This window comes from Jatrophihabitans sp. (assembly GCF_036389215.1).
Classification (GTDB): Bacteria; Actinomycetota; Actinomycetes; order Mycobacteriales; family Jatrophihabitantaceae; genus Jatrophihabitans_A.
The window spans coordinates 1-16,726 of record NZ_DASVQG010000227.1; the positions used below are offsets into that span (position 1 = coordinate 1).

At 70.2% G+C, this 16,726-nt stretch carries 18 protein-coding genes and 1 pseudogene; 17 read left to right on the top strand and 2 right to left on the bottom strand.

The genetic code is table 11. The annotated features are described in order from the left end of the window. The 6 genes and pseudogenes from VF542_RS12535 to ptsP all read left to right on the top strand — a co-directional run. A pseudogene (locus VF542_RS12535) lies at positions 1–559 on the top strand (hypothetical protein); the annotation flags it as partial. Next, on the top strand, positions 556–1,305 hold the full coding sequence (locus tag VF542_RS12540) for a class I SAM-dependent methyltransferase (RefSeq protein ID WP_408652042.1): 750 nt from the start codon (positions 556–558) through the stop codon (positions 1,303–1,305). The pseudogene VF542_RS12535 and the gene VF542_RS12540, both read left to right, overlap by 4 nt. A gap of 32 nt (positions 1,306–1,337) precedes the next feature. Then, positions 1,338–2,654, top strand: coding sequence for an MFS transporter (locus tag VF542_RS12545; RefSeq protein WP_408652043.1), 1,317 nt, complete (start codon positions 1,338–1,340; stop codon positions 2,652–2,654). Between the two features lie 138 nt (positions 2,655–2,792). Then, the gene (gene dhaK, locus VF542_RS12550; protein ID WP_408652044.1) at positions 2,793–3,791 is read left to right on the top strand and encodes a dihydroxyacetone kinase subunit DhaK; all 999 of its coding nucleotides are present in this window, start codon (positions 2,793–2,795) and stop codon (positions 3,789–3,791) included. Positions 3,792–3,793: 2 nt separating this feature from the next. After that, positions 3,794–4,429 carry a dihydroxyacetone kinase subunit DhaL gene (dhaL, locus tag VF542_RS12555; protein ID WP_408652070.1) on the top strand — a complete coding sequence of 212 codons (636 nt, stop codon included), beginning with the start codon at positions 3,794–3,796 and terminating at the stop codon, positions 4,427–4,429. A gap of 127 nt (positions 4,430–4,556) precedes the next feature. Beyond that, a complete protein-coding gene (ptsP, locus tag VF542_RS12560) occupies positions 4,557–7,115 on the top strand; it encodes a phosphoenolpyruvate--protein phosphotransferase (RefSeq protein WP_408652045.1) in 2,559 nt (852 codons plus the stop codon). Here the strand turns inward: ptsP and hypB are convergent. Further along, positions 7,038–7,931, bottom strand: coding sequence for a hydrogenase nickel incorporation protein HypB (gene hypB, locus VF542_RS12565; RefSeq protein WP_408652046.1), 894 nt, complete (start codon positions 7,929–7,931; stop codon positions 7,038–7,040). The genes ptsP and hypB overlap by 78 nt on opposite strands. Then, positions 7,932–8,264, bottom strand: a complete 333-nt coding sequence (locus tag VF542_RS12570; protein ID WP_408652047.1) for a hydrogenase maturation nickel metallochaperone HypA — start codon at positions 8,262–8,264, stop codon at positions 7,932–7,934. Positions 8,265–8,506: 242 nt separating this feature from the next. On the opposite strand from VF542_RS12570, the gene VF542_RS12575 reads away from it, so the two are divergent. The 11 genes from VF542_RS12575 to VF542_RS12625 are packed head-to-tail and all read left to right on the top strand — an operon-like array spanning position 8,507 to position 16,715. Continuing rightward, on the top strand, positions 8,507–9,562 hold the full coding sequence (locus VF542_RS12575) for a hydrogenase expression protein HypE (RefSeq protein WP_408652048.1): 1,056 nt from the start codon (positions 8,507–8,509) through the stop codon (positions 9,560–9,562). Positions 9,563–9,602: 40 nt separating this feature from the next. Then, positions 9,603–11,408: a nickel-dependent hydrogenase large subunit gene (locus VF542_RS12580; protein WP_408652049.1), complete on the top strand. Its 1,806-nt coding sequence runs from the start codon at positions 9,603–9,605 to the stop codon at positions 11,406–11,408. 2 nt (positions 11,409–11,410) lie between these two features. Then, positions 11,411–12,355 carry a NifU family protein gene (locus VF542_RS12585; RefSeq protein WP_408652050.1) on the top strand — a complete coding sequence of 315 codons (945 nt, stop codon included), beginning with the start codon at positions 11,411–11,413 and terminating at the stop codon, positions 12,353–12,355. Further along, on the top strand, positions 12,352–13,041 hold the full coding sequence (locus VF542_RS12590) for a DUF5947 family protein (protein ID WP_408652051.1): 690 nt from the start codon (positions 12,352–12,354) through the stop codon (positions 13,039–13,041). Before VF542_RS12585 ends, VF542_RS12590 begins: the two co-directional genes overlap by 4 nt. After that, positions 13,038–13,682, top strand: a complete 645-nt coding sequence (locus VF542_RS12595; protein WP_408652052.1) for a DUF6084 family protein — start codon at positions 13,038–13,040, stop codon at positions 13,680–13,682. The genes VF542_RS12590 and VF542_RS12595 overlap by 4 nt, the downstream gene beginning before the upstream one ends. Beyond that, positions 13,679–15,202 carry a hypothetical protein gene (locus tag VF542_RS12600; RefSeq protein WP_408652053.1) on the top strand — a complete coding sequence of 508 codons (1,524 nt, stop codon included), beginning with the start codon at positions 13,679–13,681 and terminating at the stop codon, positions 15,200–15,202. The genes VF542_RS12595 and VF542_RS12600 overlap by 4 nt, the downstream gene beginning before the upstream one ends. Then, positions 15,199–15,318 (top strand): DUF6893 family small protein, encoded by a 120-nt coding sequence (locus VF542_RS12605; protein WP_408652054.1) that lies wholly within the window; start codon positions 15,199–15,201, stop codon positions 15,316–15,318. Before VF542_RS12600 ends, VF542_RS12605 begins: the two co-directional genes overlap by 4 nt. A gap of 20 nt (positions 15,319–15,338) precedes the next feature. Then, complete coding sequence (locus VF542_RS12610) at positions 15,339–15,545, top strand: hypothetical protein (RefSeq protein ID WP_408652055.1); 207 nt, start codon at positions 15,339–15,341, stop codon at positions 15,543–15,545. Positions 15,546–15,564: 19 nt separating this feature from the next. Then, complete coding sequence (locus tag VF542_RS12615) at positions 15,565–15,900, top strand: hypothetical protein (RefSeq protein ID WP_408652056.1); 336 nt, start codon at positions 15,565–15,567, stop codon at positions 15,898–15,900. A 1-nt stretch (position 15,901) separates the two neighbouring features. Beyond that, on the top strand, positions 15,902–16,372 hold the full coding sequence (locus VF542_RS12620; protein WP_408652057.1) for a hydrogenase maturation protease: 471 nt from the start codon (positions 15,902–15,904) through the stop codon (positions 16,370–16,372). 1 nt (position 16,373) lies between these two features. Next, a complete protein-coding gene (locus VF542_RS12625) occupies positions 16,374–16,715 on the top strand; it encodes a HypC/HybG/HupF family hydrogenase formation chaperone (RefSeq protein WP_408652058.1) in 342 nt (113 codons plus the stop codon). Positions 16,716–16,726: the final 11 nt, after the last annotated feature.

Consider the following 16,726-nt stretch of genomic DNA (forward strand, 5'->3'; position numbering starts at 1 on the left):
GTTGGTGGCGCAGCACTATTACAGCCATCGGCTGCCCCGGGCCGGCGATGCGGGTGAGTCCCCGGCCGCGCTGGAGATCCGGCACGGCAGCCGGATCCTCGACATCACCGGCCAAGTCACTGCCATCCAGCACGGGGTGTCGACGTTCTGCCGGCGTACCGGCGGCATCGACGGGCAGTCGCTGACGGCCTCGTCGGTGCTGTCGGTGCTGCGGGCACTGCTGAGTGACCGGCCGCTCCTGGTGCACGCCCCCGCCCCGGACGGGCTCCCCGGCGGGTATCCGGTACTGGCCAGCCGGGACGGCTTCGAGCTGAGCCTGCCCGAAGGCCTGAGCGAGGCCGACGCCATCCTCATCAACCAGAAGGGCCAGTACGCCGACGGGGTGCGCCACATCGACCCCGTCACCGGCACCGCCACCATCAGGCCCGACAAGCTGGAGATCCTCGATCGGCACTTCAAGGTCAACCACGACCCGATCGAGCCCTCGGCCGCCTGGCAACGCGCGCATGAGATGCACGAGTCGTTCAGCGCCCTCCAGCTGGCCCGGAGCGCGGCATGACGGCGCAGCTGGTGATTGACCAGTACGGGCAGGGCTTCGCCGCCCGCTGGGACGAACTGGTGGACTGGCGGCGGCGGCTGGAGTCCGAGGGTGACTTCCTGAACCGGATCGTTGCCGGCCCCTCGCCGGGTCGAGCGCTGTTCGACATCGCGTGCGGCACCGGAGTGCACGCGGCCCACTTCGCCGCCACCGGTTACCAGGTCGATGCCAGCGACGGCAGCGCGGAGATGGTCGAGCGTGCCCGGATCAACCTGGCAGCGTCGGGGACGGACATCCGGATCGAGCAACTGCCGTGGGAGGACCTGAGGCCGCTGTCGGTACCGCGCTACGACGCCGTGGTGTGCCTGGGCAGCTCGATGCCGCACGCCGGTCCGGACCAGCGCCGGGCCCTGCTGCGCCGGATTCACGACCTGCTGTCCGTCGGCGGCGTGCTGCTGGTCGATCACCGCAACTTCGACTACATCGTCGATCACCAGCAGATGCCACCCGGGCGCAGCGTGTACGCCGGCAACGTCGACGTCTCGCTGGTGGCAAGCGACCAGGCCACCACGAGCTTCGGCTACCGCTACGCCGACGGCTTCTTCCGGACGCTCACCGTCGAGTCGCTGCGGTTCGCCCAGTTGCGCGATGATCTGCGCAGCGCGGGCTTCGGCCACATCGACTCCTTCGGCGACCAGCGACCGGTCGAGTCGGCCGATGACTCCGGCTTCTTCCTGCACCGCGCCGTCCGCACCGCACTCGACTGACAGCCACCGGCCCGCACGAAGGAGAGCCCAGCATGACGGCACCAACCGGAACGCCGGCGCAGCGATGGTCGGCAGTCCTGCTGATCGCGGGCTTCGTCGGAGTGACCTACGGCTTCGGCATCTACGTCTTCAGCCAGCTGCTGCCGACGATGTCGGATGATCTCGGCTTCTCCTACGCCACCGCCGGCCAGATCGCCGGAATAGGCCAGTTCCTGTTCATCGTCTTCGCCTTCGCCGCGACCTGGCTGAGCCACCGGTTCAACGGCGCCGTGGTGGTGGTCGGCTCGGCGGTGCTGTGCACTCTGTGCCTGATCGGCGTCGGCCTGACCAGCAGCACCGTGGTGCTCACCGCCTGCCTCGCGGTGGCGGCCGGGACCTCGGCCTCGGTGTACGTACCGATCGTCGAGATCGTGCCGCGCCTGATCGGTGACAACCGGCGTGGCACCGCGCTCGGGATCATCTCCAGCGGAACGACGTACGGGGTGTTCGTCTCGGCCGCCATCATCCCGGCGCTGACCCATACCGTCGGCTGGCGAGCGGTGTGGTTCGCGGTGGCAGGCACCTCCGTGGTGCTCATCGTGATCGCCTGCCGGCTCTTCAACCGGCTGGGCCTGTTCTCAGACGCTGCCGACCCGGCCGGTTCCGGAGCCGCCGGCAAGGCCGCTACCGCCGGCCCGCGACCGCGCCGCTCGCTGGCCGCCGGTATCGCCTTCCTCAGTGTCTGGATAGTCGGCATCTGGGTCATCAAGTTCATGAACGGGTTCTCGTTCATGTCGTTCCAGAACTTCCTGGCGCCGCTGCTGCGCGACCACGGCGGGCAGTCGATCGAGTACTCCTCCGCGGTCTGGATGACGATCGCGGTGGTCGGCGCGGTGGCCGGCTTCGCGGTGGGCCGGCTCGGCGACCTGCTGGGCCTGCGCCGCACGCTCACCCTGTGCTACGGCATGTTCCTGGCCAGCTGCCTGCTGCTGCACGGCGCGCAGTCGGGCTGGATGCCGTTCGCCGCGGCAGCACTGTTCGGGCTGAGCTTCTATCCGATCTACGGCCTGGTGCCGGCCTACGTCGGACGGGTGTCGACGGTGTCGCAGGCGACGTTGATCTTCGGGCTGGCCAATGTCTTCCAGGGTGCGGGCGGCGTGGTGGGCAACCTGGTCGGCGGATCGGTGGCCAATGACACCGGGTGGTTGCCGAACTATTACCTGCTGCTCGGCGCCGGTGCCTTCATCCTGGGCGCCGCTACCCTGACCTTGCCGTCGGACCGCCGCACCCGGCACGCCGGTACCGAAGCAGCGACGGAGCTGCCCGACCCGGCGGCGGGCACCCGCCGGCACGCCGTCGACGCCCACTAGCCAGCGCTCACCAGCCACCGCCCAATGGCCACCGCCGGTCCTGCCCCCGGCCGGCCCGGTGTCACGGCGTTCACCCGCCGGTTGGCCGCGGCCGGCGCACCCGGCGTAGCGTCCGATCCGACGAGGAGACGATCAGGCATGAAGAAGCTCATCAACGACCCGAACGATGTCGTCGCCGAAGCGCTGCTGGGCATCGAGGCCGCGCACCCCGAGCTCGCCGTCGACCATCGGCAGCGGATCGTCTCGCGGGCCGACGCGCCACGCCGGGGAAAGGTCGGCCTGGTCTCCGGGGGCGGGTCGGGGCATGAGCCGCTGCACGCCGGATTCGTCGGACCCGGCATGCTGGACGCTGCCTGCGCCGGCGAGGTGTTCACCTCGCCGGTGCCCGACCAGATCCTGGCCGCCACCCGGCTCGTCGACGGCGGGGCCGGCGTGCTGCACATCGTCAAGAACTACACCGGCGACGTCCTGAACTTCGAGATGGCCGCGGAGCTGGCCGCCCTGGACGGCGACCTCCGGATTCTCACGGTGGTGACCGAGGACGACGTCGCGGTGCGGGACAGCACCTGGACCGCCGGCCGGCGCGGGGTCGGCGTCACCGTCCTGCTGGAGAAGATCGCCGGAGCTGCCGCCGAGCAGGGCCGGCCGCTGGAGCAGGTCGCCGAACTGGCCCACCGGGTTGCCGGCAACGGCCGCAGCATGGGCCTGGCCCTCACCTCGTGCACGGTTCCGGCTGCCGGCAAGCCGACCTTCGAACTCGGCGAGGACGAGATGGAGCTGGGCGTCGGGATCCACGGCGAACCGGGCCGCCAGCGGGTGCCGTACGCGCCGGCCCGCGAGATCGCCGCGATGCTCGTCGAGCCGGTGCTGGCCGACCTGCCGTTCCACCGCGGTGACCCGGTGATCGCGTTCGTCAACGGCCTCGGCGGCACGCCGCTCATCGAGCTTTACCTCATGTTCCACGAGGTGAACCGGATCCTGACCGGTCACGGTGTGCAGGTGGCACGGTCGCTGGTCGGCTCCTACATCACGTCGCTGGACATGGCCGGCACCTCGGTCACCCTGCTCAAGGCCGACGAGGAGTTGCTGTCGCTGTGGGACGCACCGGTGCGGACGCCGTTCCTGAGCTGGGGCTGACCATGACCGACACCGTGTCGATGGCGGATCTGGACAGGTGGGTACGCGCCTTCGCCGAGCTCGTCGCCGAGAACAAGGACAGCCTGACCGGCCTGGATGCCGCGATCGGCGACGGCGACCACGGGGCGAACATGGACCGCGGGATGCGGGCGGCGGTAACCGCGATCGAGGAGTCGGGCCCGGCCACCGCCCGGGAGCTGTTCACCAAGCTGGGCATGACGGTGGTCTCGTCCGTCGGCGGCGCCAGCGGCCCGCTGTTCGGCACGATGTTCCTGCGGATCGGCGCCGCCCTGGGAGACGGCACCGAGATCTCGTTGGCCCAGCTCGCCACCGGGTTGCGCGCGGGACTGGACGGCGTGCGTGCCCGTGGCAAGGCCGAGCCCGGGGACAAGACCATGCTCGACGCGCTGGCGCCGGCAGTGGCCGCGCTGGAAACGGCCGCGGCCACCGGGACGGCGAAGGACGAGGCGTTGCGATCGGCGCTGTCCGCCGCCGAAGGGGGCCGGGACGCCACCATCGCGATGCTGGCCCGCAAGGGCCGCGCCAGTTACCTCGGTGAGCGCAGCGTCGGGCACCAGGATCCCGGCGCCACCACCACCGCACTCCTCGTCGCGGCCGCCGTCCGGGCATTGTCGTGATCAGGCAGTGTCGTGATCAGGCAGTGTCGTGACCCGGGCAGTGTCGTGATCAGGCAGTGTCGTGATTCAGGCAGTGTCGTGATTCAGGCAGTGTCGTGATTCGGGCAGTGTCGTGAACGCTGGGGCGGTGGCCGGTTCCGGCGATCTGGTCGGGCTCGTCGTGGTCTCGCACAGCCGCGCGCTGGCCCGCGCGGCGGTGGAACTGGCCTCGCAGATGCTGCACGGCAGCCCGGTGCCGATCGCGGTGGCCGCCGGCCTGGACGAGCAGACCCTCGGCACCGACGCCGTCGCCATCCAGGCTGCCATCGAAGAGGTGGCCGGTCCCGCAGGCGTCGTGGTGCTGATGGACCTGGGCAGCGCGGTGCTCAGTGCGGAGCTGGCGCTGGAACTGCTGTCCGACACCGAACTGCGGGATCGGGTCGTGCTGTCGGCCGCGCCGCTGGTCGAAGGGTTGGTGGTGGCGGCGGTGGCCGCTGCCGGCGGTGCCGGGCGTCAGGAGGTGGCTGCCGAAGCGGGACGAGCGCTGATGGGCAAGGTGGCACAGCTGGAGGCGCACAGCCTGCCACCGGAGACCGAAGAGCCGTCGAACACCGAGAAGCCGCCGCACCCTGGGAAGCCGTCGAACGCCGATAAACCCTGGAACGCCGGGGAACCGGCGAGCACCGGCAGCGCGACTGAAGCGGTGGCCGAGTTCACCGTGACCAACCGGCACGGCCTGCACGCCCGCCCGGCTGCCCTGCTGGTCAGCGCGCTGCGCGGGCTGGACGCCCAGGTCGGGCTGCGCAACCTGACCACCGGCGCCGGACCGCTGCCGGCAGCCAGCCTCAGCAAGGTGGCCATCCTGGGCGCGCTGCACGGTCATCGTGTCCAGGTGCTCGCCGCCGGCCGGCAGGCCCGCGAGGCGCTGGACCGGGTGCTCGAACTTGCCGGGCGCCGGTTCGACGAGCCGGTGGACGAGTCGCCCGAGCCGGCCCGGACGCAGCAGACCGGTCCGCTGCCCGCCTCGCCCGGTATCGGCATCGGCCCGGTCCGGCAGCTCGGGCGCACCGGTGGACCCGCCGCCCGAGCCGCCGGCGACCGCGCCCAGCCGGGCAGGCGGGTGCCGGAAGGGCAACGGGTGACCGAGGCGCTGGCAGCGGTCCGGCGCGAGATCGAGCGGTACCGGGCGCTCGCCGAGCAGGCCGGGCCGCACCAGGCACGCATCTTCGACGCCCACCTGCTGCTGCTCGAGGACGAGGAGCTGCTCGCCGACATCAAGGCCCGGCTGGACGCCGGCGCGGACGCGGTGGCGGCCTGCGCCGATGCCGTGGCGGTCGTGGAGCGGCAGTGGGCGCAGTTGCCCGACCCCTACCTGCGCGCCCGCGCCGAGGACGTCCGCGCGATCGGTGCGCAGCTGGTCGCCGCCCTGACCGGCACGACGGCGGTCGCCCTGAGCGGCCCCGGCATCCTGGTGGCTGCCGAGCTCACCCCCGGCCAGGTGGCCGACCTCGACGCCGGCGCCGTGCAGGGCATCGTGCTGGCCTATGGCAGCCCCACCTCGCACGCCGCGATCCTGGCGCGCTCCCGAGGCATCCCGGCCCTGGTCGGTGCGGGTGCCGGCGTGCTGGAGCTGGCCGAGGGCAGCCTGATAGCCCTCGACGGGGCCACCGGCGAACTGGTGCTCGACCCGCCCGAGGCCACCGTGGCGCGGTTTCGCGGCCGGGCTGCCGAACTGGCCGACCGGAACAACAGAAACCGCGCCGCGGCCGGGGCGCCGGCCTGCACCGTCGATGGCATCCATATCGAGGTGGCCGCCAATCTCGGCTCGCACGCCGACGCGCTGGTGGCGGCCGCGAACGGCGCCGACGGTGCCGGCCTGGTGCGTACCGAGTTCCTGTTCCTGCACCGTGGTGCGGCCCCGGACCGCGACGAGCAGGCCGCTCACTACCTTGGGATCGCCGAGGCGATGGCCGGGCGCCGGGTCACGCTGCGCACCCTGGACGTCGGCGGCGACAAGCCGCTGAGCTACCTGCCGGTGCCGGTGGAGGACAACCCGTATCTCGGGCGCCGCGGCATCCGGTTGAGCCTGCAGCGCCGCGAGTTGTTGCAGGACCAGCTGGCTGCCATCTGCGATGTCGCACGGCAGGCTCCGGTCAGCGTGATGTTCCCGATGGTCAGCACCGTGTCCGAGCTTCGGGATGCCCGTCAGGTGCTCGACGACGCGGCGGGCCCGGCCGGGCTGCCGGACGGGCTGCGGGTCGGCATGATGGTCGAGGTGCCGGCCGCGGCGCTGAAGATCGCCCGCTTCCTGCCCTACCTGGACTTCGTCAGCATCGGCACGAACGACCTGACCCAGTACACGCTCGCGGCCGAGCGCGGCAACGCCGCCGTCGCGGCGCTGGCCGATCCGCTGGATCCCGGCGTCCTCAGCCTGATCGCGCACGTCTGCCGGACCGCGGCCGGCCTGGTTCCGGTCGCGGTCTGCGGGGAGGCCGCGGCCGAGGAGCTCTCGATCCCGGTCCTGATCGGGCTGGGGGTGAGCGAGCTCAGCGTCTCGGCGCGGTCGGTGCCCGCGGTCAAGGCCCGGGTCCGGGAACTGGACTTGGAGCGCTGCAGGAGCCTCGCGCGGTCAGCGCTGGAGGCCGAGGACGCCGCGTCGGTCCGCGAGCTGGTCTCCTCGACGCTGCCGGCCGGCTCGCTCGGATAGCCAGCCGTACCAGCGGTCCAGCCCGTCACCCTGGGTGGCCGAGACTGCGATGACGGCCGCGTTCGGGTTGACCAGCCCGGCGTCGTGCTCGAACCGGGCGACGTCGAAGTCGACGTAGGGCAGCAGGTCGACCTTGTTCAGCAGGATCAGGGTCGCCGAGGCGAAGATGTGCGGGTACTTCAGCGGCTTGTCCGCACCCTCGGTCACCGACATGATCACCACCCGGCAGTCCTCGCCCAGGTCGAACAGGGCCGGGCAGACCAGGTTGCCGACGTTCTCGATCAGGGCGATGCCACCGCGCGGGTCCAGGGTCTCCAGCGCGGTCCGCAGCATCGACGCGTCGAGGTGGCAGCCGGCCCCGGTGTTGACCTGCACCACGGGGGCGCCCGCGGCCTTGATGCGGTCGGCGTCGAACGTGGTCTCCTGATCTCCCTCGATGACGCACACCGGTGTCGCGGCGCCCAGTTCGCGCACGGTGCGTTCGAGCAAGGTGGTCTTGCCCGAGCCGGGCGAGCTCATCAGGTTGACCGCCAGGACACCGCGGGCCCGGAGCCAGTCCCTGTTGTGCCCTGCCAGCGCGTCGTTCTTGGCCAGCACCCGCTCTTCCAGCAGCAGCGTCTCGGTGCCGGCATGGTCGTCGTGGCTGTGGCCCTCGTGGCCGGGGCCGTCGTGGCCGTGGCCGTCGTGGCTGTGCCCGTCATAGCCGTGCCCGTGGTGGCTGTGCCCCGCATGGCTGTGGGCCTCGGCCGGCACATCACCGCGCACGTCGATCACCCGGACGCCCATCGGGTCCCCGCATCCGCAGGTGGCGCACATCTACCGACTCACCTCCACCGATACGATCCGCAGCTCGTCGCCGGCCAGGATCCGCACATCAGAACTGCCACACCCGCAGAGCAGGATCAGATCGTCCAGGGCGAACTCTTCCGCGCAGGCCAGGCAGCGCGCCCGCCCGGCCGGCTCGCTGATGTCGAGCACCGCACCGTCGACCCCGGTCCCGGCAGCCACCAGCTCGAAGCAGAACCGGAGCGAGTCGGCGGAGACACCGGACAGCTTGCCGACTTCCAGGCGCACCGCATGGACCTTCCGTTCGGCCGTGCGGGCGGTGATGCTGCCCAGCACGTCCTCGGCGATGGCAAGCTCATGCATAGATGTATGCCCCATTCGGCGTGGGCATGTTCGAGTCGCCCCAGCCTAAAGCCCGCGCCGCGGCAGCCACCCGATCAAAAATTACCGGATCCCGGAATCCCGGATTCCGTCCGAAAAGACCTCCGACGAGAGCCACCGGAAGTCCTAAGGTCAGGACACGGCGTCGTAGGTATCCGCGCTGCAGGGCGGCCACCACGGTGCCACCCAGCCGTGTGCCGATCTGGAATGGCGGTTCGACTCAGATGCCTACCGAGGAAGCCAAGAAAGCCGAAGACACCCTGATCCACGTGCTGTGGATCAACGCCGGCCTCAGCTGCGACGGCGACTCCGTGTCGTTGACGGCGGCCACCCAGCCCAGCATCGAGGAGATCGCCCTCGGCGCGCTCCCGGGACTGCCCCAGATCGCGGTGCACTGGCCGCTGATCGACTTCGAGTGCGGCCCGAACGGCGGCGCCGACGACTTCCTCGAATGGTTCTTCAAGGCCGACCGCGGCGAGCTCGAGCCGTTCGTGCTGGTCGTCGAGGGATCGATCCCCAACGAGCAGTTGCACGATGAGGGCTACTGGTGCGGGTTCGGCAACAATCCGGCCACCGGGCAGCCGATGACCACCAGCGAATGGCTCGACCGGCTGGCTCCCAAGGCCACCGCGATCGTCGCGGTCGGCACCTGCGCCACCTACGGCGGCATCCACGCGATGGCCGGCAACCCCACGGGCGCGATGGGAGTTCCCGACTATCTCGGCTGGAACTGGAAGTCCAAGGCCGGCATCCCGATCGTCTGCGTCCCGGGCTGCCCGGTCCAGCCGGACAACATGTCCGAGACGTTGACCTACCTGCTCTACATGGCGACCGGCCAGGCCCCGATGATCCCGCTCGACGACGCGCTGCGGCCGACCTGGCTGTTCGGCCAGACCGTCCATGAGGGTTGTGACCGGGCCGGCTACTACGAGCAGGGCGACTTCGCCACCGAGTACGGCTCCCCCAAGTGCATCGTCAAGCTCGGTTGCTGGGGCCCGGTGGTCAAGTGCAACGTGCCCAAGCGCGGCTGGATGAACGGGATGGGCGGCTGCCCCAACGTCGGCGGGATCTGCATCGGCTGCACCATGCCCGGCTTCCCCGACAAGTTCATGCCATTCATGGACGAGCCTCCCGGCGGCAAGCTGTCCACGACCGCGGTGGGCCTCTACGGCAATGCGGTGCGCCGGCTCCGCCACATCACCACGCACACGGTCGATCAAGAACCCAAGTGGCGCAAGCGCGGCCGGCAACTGACCACCGGCGCCACCCGAACCTGGTAACCCGCCCGACTCGACCCACTCGACACCGAAAGAGACGCCGATGACCGCGACGACTCCCAAGACCGGCGCGCAACACAGTGCCAACGGCCACAGCCCGAGCAACCTGGTGGAGATGGCCTGGGACCCGATCACCCGCATCGTGGGCAGCCTCGGCATCTACACCAAGATCGACTTCGACCAGCGGGTCGTCGCCGAGTGCCACAGCACCAGCTCCATCTTCCGCGGTTACTCGATCTTCATGAAGGGCAAGGACCCGCGCGACGCGCACTTCATCACCAGCCGGATCTGCGGGATCTGCGGCGACAACCACGCCACCTGCTCGTGCTACGCGCAGAACATGGCCTACGGGGTGAAGCCGCCGCACCTGGGTGAGTGGATCGTCAACCTCGGCGAGGCCGCCGAGTACATGTTCGACCACAACATCTTCCAGGAGAACCTGGTGGGGGTGGACTACTGCGAGAAGATGGTCGCCGAGACCAACCCCCGCGTCCTGGAACAGGCCAACCGCACCGACGCCCCGCACGCGGACGCGCACGGGTACCGCACCATCGGCGACATCATGCGCTCGCTCAACCCGTTCACCGGCGAGTTCTACCGCGAGGCGCTGCAGGTCAGCCGGATGACCCGCGAGATGTTCTGCCTGATGGAGGGCCGCCACGTCCACCCGTCGACGCTCTACCCGGGCGGCGTCGGCACCGTGGCCACCATCCAGCTGATGACCGACTACCTGACCCGGCTGATGCGCTACGTCGAGTTCATGAAGAAGGTCGTGCCGATGCACGACGACCTGTTCGACTTCTTCTACCAGGCAATGCCGGGTTATGAGATGGTCGGCAACCGCCGCATCCTGCTCGCCTGCTGGGGCTCCTTCCAGGACCCCGAGCACTGCAACTTCGAGTACAAGGACATGACCAACTGGGGACGCAAGATGTACGTCACCCCCGGCATCGTCGTGGACGGCAAGCTGGTCACCACCGACCTGGTCGAGATCAACCTCGGCATCCGGATCCTGCTCGGCTCGTCGTACTACGACGACTGGCAGGACCAGGAGATGTTCGTCAAGAACGACCCGCTGGGCAACCCGGTCGACCGCCGGCACCCGTGGAACCAGCACACCAACCCCAAGCCGCAGAAGCGCGACCTGGACGACAAGTACAGCTGGGTGATGTCGCCGCGCTGGTACGACGGCAAGGACTACCTCGCACTGGACACCGGCGGCGGACCGCTCGCCCGGCTGTGGTCCACGGCGCTGGCCGGACTGGTCGACATCGGTTACATCAAGTCCACCGGCACCAGCGTGCGGATCAACCTTCCCAAGACCGCCCTCAAGGGCCCGGTCGAGCTGGAGTGGAAGGTCCCGCAGTGGAGCAACACCATCGAGCGCAACCGGGCTCGCACCTACTTCCAGGCCTACGCCGCCGCGGCCGCGCTGCACTTCGCGGAGAAGGCGCTGGTCGAGATCCGCGCGGGCCGGACCAAGACCTGGGAGAAGTTCGAGGTGCCGGACGAGGGAATCGGCTGCGGCTTCACCGAGGCGGTCCGCGGCGTGCTGTCCCACCACATGGTCATCAGGGACGGCAAGATCGCGAACTACCACCCGTACCCGCCAACGCCGTGGAACGCCAACCCGCGCGACAGCTACGGCACGCCCGGCCCGTACGAGGACGCCGTGCAGGGGCAGCCGATCTTCGAGGAGAACGACCGCGAGCACTTCAAGGGCATCGACATCATGCGCACGGTCCGAAGCTTCGACCCGTGCCTGCCGTGCGGCGTGCACATGTACCTCGGCAACGGCACGAAGCTGGAGCTGCTGCACTCGCCCACCCAGTCCGCCGGTACCCAGTGACGTTGGCGGCACCGGCCGGTCAAGGTCCCGGCGGCCCCGGCGACCCGGACTGGCGCGCGGCCGGTGAGCGGATAGACACCCTGCTGGACGCCAGCTCAGCGGGTGGGATTCTCGCGCGCGAGCGCGCCGAGGAGCTGGTCCGGCTGGTCGCCGATCTGTACGGCGCCGGGCTGGAACGGGTGCTCGAGATCATGCACGAGCGCGGCCACCTCGACGACGACACCCTGGACGCCCTCGCCGAGGACGACCGGGTCGCCAGCCTGCTGCTGGTGCACGGCCTGCACCCCTACGGCGTGCTGCAGCGGATCGAGCAGGCGCTGGAGAGCGTGCGCCCGTACCTCGGGTCGCACGGCGGTGACGTCGAGCTGATCGAGGTCACCGACGACGGCGTGGTGCGGTTGCGCCTGCTGGGCAGCTGCGACGGATGCCCGTCCTCGTCGGTCACCCTCAAGCTCGCGGTCGAGGGCGCCATCGAGGCCGCCGCGCCCGAGATCAGCACCATCGAGGTCCAGACTCCCACGGCGGTATCAGCCGGCCCGGTGATTCCGATGTCCTCGCTGTTCTCCCGGGTGAGCGCCTCACCGGGTGACACCGGCGGCTCGTCCTGGCAGAGCGTGCCGGAGCTGCTCGCACTGGCCTCCGGCTCGGTCGCGCAGGTGCGGGCCGGCCAGGTCGCGGTACTGGCCTGCCGGGTCGGGACGGACCTGTTCGCCTTCCGCGACCGGTGCGCGCGCTGTGGCGAGCCGATGGCCGGCGCGACGGTGGCCCGCCGGCTCGGCGGCGGCGCCGAGGACGCGGTGCTCACCTGTGCCCGCTGCCGCGCGCACTACGACGTCCGGCGGGCCGGTGCCTGCCTGGATGACCAGGCGTTGCACCTGGAGCCGCTTCCCCTGCTGGCTGATGGCGTCTCGGTCTCGGTCGCCGTTCCGGCGGCGGTCTCGGCATGACGCCGGGCCGGCCCGGTGCCCCGCTGGCAGCGCTGCGGCGGGTCACCCGGTCACGGCCACAGCAGGCCCCCGGCGAGCGTTGCGAGATGTGCGCCGTGCCGATCGCCGACGAGCACTCGCACGTGGTCAATCTGACCAGCCGCGCGCTGATGTGCACCTGCCGTGCCTGCTACCTGCTGTTCACCGACGAGACCGCGAACCTGCACTACCGGGCCGTTCCGGAGCGCTACCTGTCCTTCACCGAGTTCACCCTGGATGCGCGGGCCTGGGACGAGCTGCAGATTCCGGTGGGGTTGGCGTTCCTGTTCCGCAATTCCGTTCAGGACCGCACGATCGCGTTCTACCCGAGCCCGGCTGGAGCCACCGAGTCCGAACTTCCGCTGCAGGCCTGGGAGCGGATCGTCGAGACCAATCCCGAGCTGTCGGTGCTGCGTCCGGACGTCGAGGCACTGCTCGTCCTGCGCACCGACCGCACAAGTACCGGCAGCACAAGCACCGGCAGCACTGGCAGCACAGCCGGATCCTGCTACCTGGTTCCGATCGACGCCTGCTACGAGCTGGTGGGCAGGTTGCGGATGCTGTGGCGCGGTTTCGACGGCGGCCAGCAGGCACACCAGGCGATGGATGAGTTCTTCCGCACGGTGCGCGCGCGCAGCCGTCCGGCCACGACGGTCATTTCGTCATGAGTGACTACGCGTTCTCCGTGGTCACCATCTTTGCCGAGCCATACGCGGCGGCGCCCCAACTGACCGCGCGGCTGCGGATCACCGAGGCGACCGGCCAGCGGATCCACGCGATCGCACTGCGCGCCCAGGTACGGATCGAACCGCAACGGCGCCGCTACGACGAGGCGGAGCAGCACGGGTTGCTCGGCCTGTTCGGTGACCGCGGCCGCTGGGTCGACACCCTCCGGCCGTTCCAGTGGATGCAGTGCAACACGACCGTGCAGGGCTTCACCGGCGAGACCGAGGTGGACCTCGCGCTGCCCTGCACCTACGACTTCGACGTGGTGGGCGCTCGGTACCTGCATGCGCTGGAGTCCGGCCCGGTGCCGCTGACCCTGCTGTTCTCCGGCACGGTTTTTCTCAAGGGGGACAACGGATTCGGCGTGCAGCAGGTGCCCTGGGACTGCGAGGCCCGCTACGACCTGCCGGTCGCGGTGTGGCGGGAGATGATCGAATCCTACTTCCCGAACACCGGCTGGATCCGGCTGGACTCCGACGTGCTCCGCTCGCTCACCGACTACCGCGCCCGGCACGGCCTGACCAGCTGGGAAGAGACCGTCCAGACGCTCCTGGCGCGCAGCGCGGACGAGGTGAGCTCGTGACACTTGACCAGGTACGCGAGATCGCCGATGCGGTGCTCTACGAGGGATATCTGCTCTATCCGTACCGCGCCAGCTCCGGCAAGAACCAGTCCCGCTGGCAGTTCGGCGTGCTCGGACCCCCGCAGGCCTCGGCCGCGAGCTTCAGCGAAGCTCCGGGCATGTCGATGCAATGCCTGCTCCGGCCACGGGACACCGACGCTTCCGGCGCTCCGGACGCGACCGTCACGATCCACCTGCGTTTCCTGCAACTTCAGGTCCGCCAGACCCAGCGGCTGGACGCCGGCGGTTACCGGTCGGTGGACTCGCTGCTGGTGAACGGCAGCACCGTGCTGAGCTGGGATGAGGCTGTCGAGCGCGAGATCACCCTGCCCGAGGTTCGAGTGGACCAGGCAGCCGAATACCCGCTGGAGTTTCCCGGCGGTGAGGACGTCGAGGCGGTGACCGACGAATCCGGCAGCGAAGTCGGGCGGATCGTCCGGCGTCGCTGGCCGATCACCGCGCGCCTGCGGACCAGCGCCGAGATCGACGACGGCTGCTACCGGCTGAGCGTGCAGGTCGAGAACACCCACCCCGAGCCGGTGACGGGCAAGGATGCCGCTATCCGGGTTTCCCTGATCGGCGCCCACCTGCTGATCCAGGCGTGCGGCGCCGATTTCGTCTCGCTGCTCGAACCACCGGAGGAGGCCGCCCGGGCTGCCGCGCGCTGCCGTCAGCAGCGGTGTTTCCCGGTGCTGGCAGGGGTGGCGGGCTCGACCGACATCCTGCTCGGTGCGCCGATCATCCTCTATGACTATCCCGAGATCGCGGTGCAGAGCCAGGGCGCGCTGTTCGACTCGACCGAGATCGACGAGATCCTCACCCTGCGGGTCATGACGATGACCGAGCAGGAGAAGGCGGAGGCACGGGCCACCGACCCGCGGGCCCGGGCGATCATCGACCGGTGCGACGGCATGTCGCCGTCGGACCTGCAGCAGCTGCACGGCATCCTGCGCGATCCGTACGCCGCGGCCCTGACCTCCCTTGAAACAGCTCTCCCGGAGACAGCTCTCCCGGAGACAGCTCCCCCGGAGACAGCTTCCCCGGAGAGACCGTCGGTGCACGGCTCACCCTTCGATCCGGTCGCCACCCTGCGCGGCACTGCCGATCTGCGCGATCTCGACCCGGCCAGCTTCGACACCGGCGAGGTGCCGTGGTGGGACCCGGCAACCGACGCGAGCGTGCGGCCCGAGGTCGACGCGGTGCTGATCAACGGCGTGCCGGTGTCCCGCGGCAGTGTGGTGCGGGTCCACCCGTCCCGGCGAGCCGATGCCCAGGACCTGTTCTTCGCCGACCAGCTGGCGCGGGTCAACGCGGTGCTCAGTGACGTCGACGGGAACGTGCATGTCGCGCTGGTGCTGCTCGAGGACCCCGCCCTCGACCTGCACGAGTGGTACGGCCGCTACTTCTACTTCGCACCGGAGGAACTCGAGCCGATGCCCGCCGAGACCGAGATCACCAACCGAGAGGAGAGCCGATCGTGAGAACTCTGGGAAGGTTGACCGCCCTCGCCGGCCTGGCCGCAGCCGCGGTCGTGGTCGCCGTCGGCCTGCAATCGATCCCCGACATCAAGAGATACCTCAAGATGCGTTCGATGTGAGGACGGAGGACGAGGAGCAGATGAGCGAAGAACCAGGCACCCGGCTCGAGGAGGAGCCGCAGGAAGCCCGCGGGCCCATGGGTTCCCGTGACACCGGCTCGGACGAACCGGGCGGCGGTCCGGTGGACCGCCCCGAAGGCACGTCCGACGAGGAGTCCGACACCAGCGTGCTTCCGCAGTCATCCCAACACCCCGATTCGCCGGACCTGCAGTCCGGCGGCGGCTGAGCCGGCAGGAGGGCCGACGATGACGCTTGATCCGAACGGTCCGGGTGACCCGAACGGGCCCGAAGGCGTCGATCCGGCGGGCAAGACCGTGCCGCCCTACGACGGCCGCCGGGAGTCCGCCGACCTGGACGGCAGCGAGCAGTCGACGCGCGACGGTGTCAAGGTCGGTGGCGCGACCGGCCCCGTCGAGGACGACGAGCCGAAGGCGCCGGAGCCGGCGAACACCCCGGGCGGCGCTACCGGTTCCCCGTCGGACGAGCAGCCTGCCAGCCGGCAGCCGGAGACCGATCTCGACGACGACATGGTCGGACCGTCCCACCAGGCCGGCACCCCGCGCGCGGAGGACAAGGCCTGACGTGGCCGACTGCGTGCTGGTGGCGGGAATCGGAAACCTGTTCCTCAGCGATGACGGTTTCGGGCCGGAGGTGGTGCGCCGGCTCGCGCAGCAGGATGACCTGCCCGCGGGCGTCAAGGTGGTCGACTACGGCATCCGTGGCATGCATCTGGCCTACGACCTGCTCGACGGCTACCGGGCCCTGGTGCTCGTGGATGCCCTTCCGGGCAGCGGCCCGGCCGGCGAGATCACGCTGCTGGAGGTAGGCCAGGACGACCTCGGCACCGGCGACTTCGATCCGCACGGGATGGCCCCGGTCGCGGTGCTGGCCAGCGTCTCGCAGCTGGGCGGCACGCTGCCACCCACCTATGTGGTTGGGTGCCGGCCGGTGAGCGTGGCGGAGGGCATCGGCCTGTCCGAGGCGGTGTCGGCGGCGGTTCCGCGGGCGGTCGCAGCCGTCCGCGCCCTGCTCGACCTGCGATTGGCGTCCTGACATGTGCCTAGGAATTCCCGGGCGGGTCGTGGAGATCCTGCCGGGCAACGCCGGGCAACTCGCTTTGGTCGACGTGCTCGGGGCCCAGCGCCCGATCAACCTCGGTATGCTTGATGACCCGAATCTCTCCCCTGGTGATTGGGTCCTGATCCACATGGGATTCGCCCTGGAACAGATCGACGAGGCCGGCGCGCGCAAGGCGCTGTCCGGCCTGCAGATGATGGGCAGCCCCGGTGATGGCGGCGGCCTCGACGGCGGCGGCATTCGTGGCGGGAACGCCGAGGGCAGGAACGTCGCGGGCATCGAGTGGGAAGCCGCCGCCGACACTGCCCACCGTGCCTGAGCGCGGCGCGC

Excerpts from the sequence above, each read along its gene's own strand:
- VF542_RS12625 (WP_408652058.1), top strand. The coding sequence starts at position 16,374 with ATGTGCCTAGGAATTCCCGGGCGGGTCGTGGAGATCCTGCCGGGCAAC.
- hypB (WP_408652046.1), bottom strand. The coding sequence starts at position 7,931 with ATGTGCGCCACCTGCGGATGCGGGGACCCGATGGGCGTCCGGGTGATC.
- VF542_RS12570 (WP_408652047.1), bottom strand. The coding sequence starts at position 8,264 with ATGCATGAGCTTGCCATCGCCGAGGACGTGCTGGGCAGCATCACCGCC.
- VF542_RS12595 (WP_408652052.1), top strand. The coding sequence starts at position 13,038 with ATGAGTGACTACGCGTTCTCCGTGGTCACCATCTTTGCCGAGCCATAC.
- VF542_RS12610 (WP_408652055.1), top strand. The coding sequence starts at position 15,339 with ATGAGCGAAGAACCAGGCACCCGGCTCGAGGAGGAGCCGCAGGAAGCC.
- VF542_RS12615 (WP_408652056.1), top strand. The coding sequence starts at position 15,565 with ATGACGCTTGATCCGAACGGTCCGGGTGACCCGAACGGGCCCGAAGGC.
- VF542_RS12575 (WP_408652048.1), top strand. The coding sequence starts at position 8,507 with ATGCCTACCGAGGAAGCCAAGAAAGCCGAAGACACCCTGATCCACGTG.
- dhaL (WP_408652070.1), top strand. The coding sequence starts at position 3,794 with ATGACCGACACCGTGTCGATGGCGGATCTGGACAGGTGGGTACGCGCC.
- dhaK (WP_408652044.1), top strand. The coding sequence starts at position 2,793 with ATGAAGAAGCTCATCAACGACCCGAACGATGTCGTCGCCGAAGCGCTG.
- VF542_RS12580 (WP_408652049.1), top strand. The coding sequence starts at position 9,603 with ATGACCGCGACGACTCCCAAGACCGGCGCGCAACACAGTGCCAACGGC.
- VF542_RS12590 (WP_408652051.1), top strand. The coding sequence starts at position 12,352 with ATGACGCCGGGCCGGCCCGGTGCCCCGCTGGCAGCGCTGCGGCGGGTC.
- VF542_RS12540 (WP_408652042.1), top strand. The coding sequence starts at position 556 with ATGACGGCGCAGCTGGTGATTGACCAGTACGGGCAGGGCTTCGCCGCC.
- VF542_RS12545 (WP_408652043.1), top strand. The coding sequence starts at position 1,338 with ATGACGGCACCAACCGGAACGCCGGCGCAGCGATGGTCGGCAGTCCTG.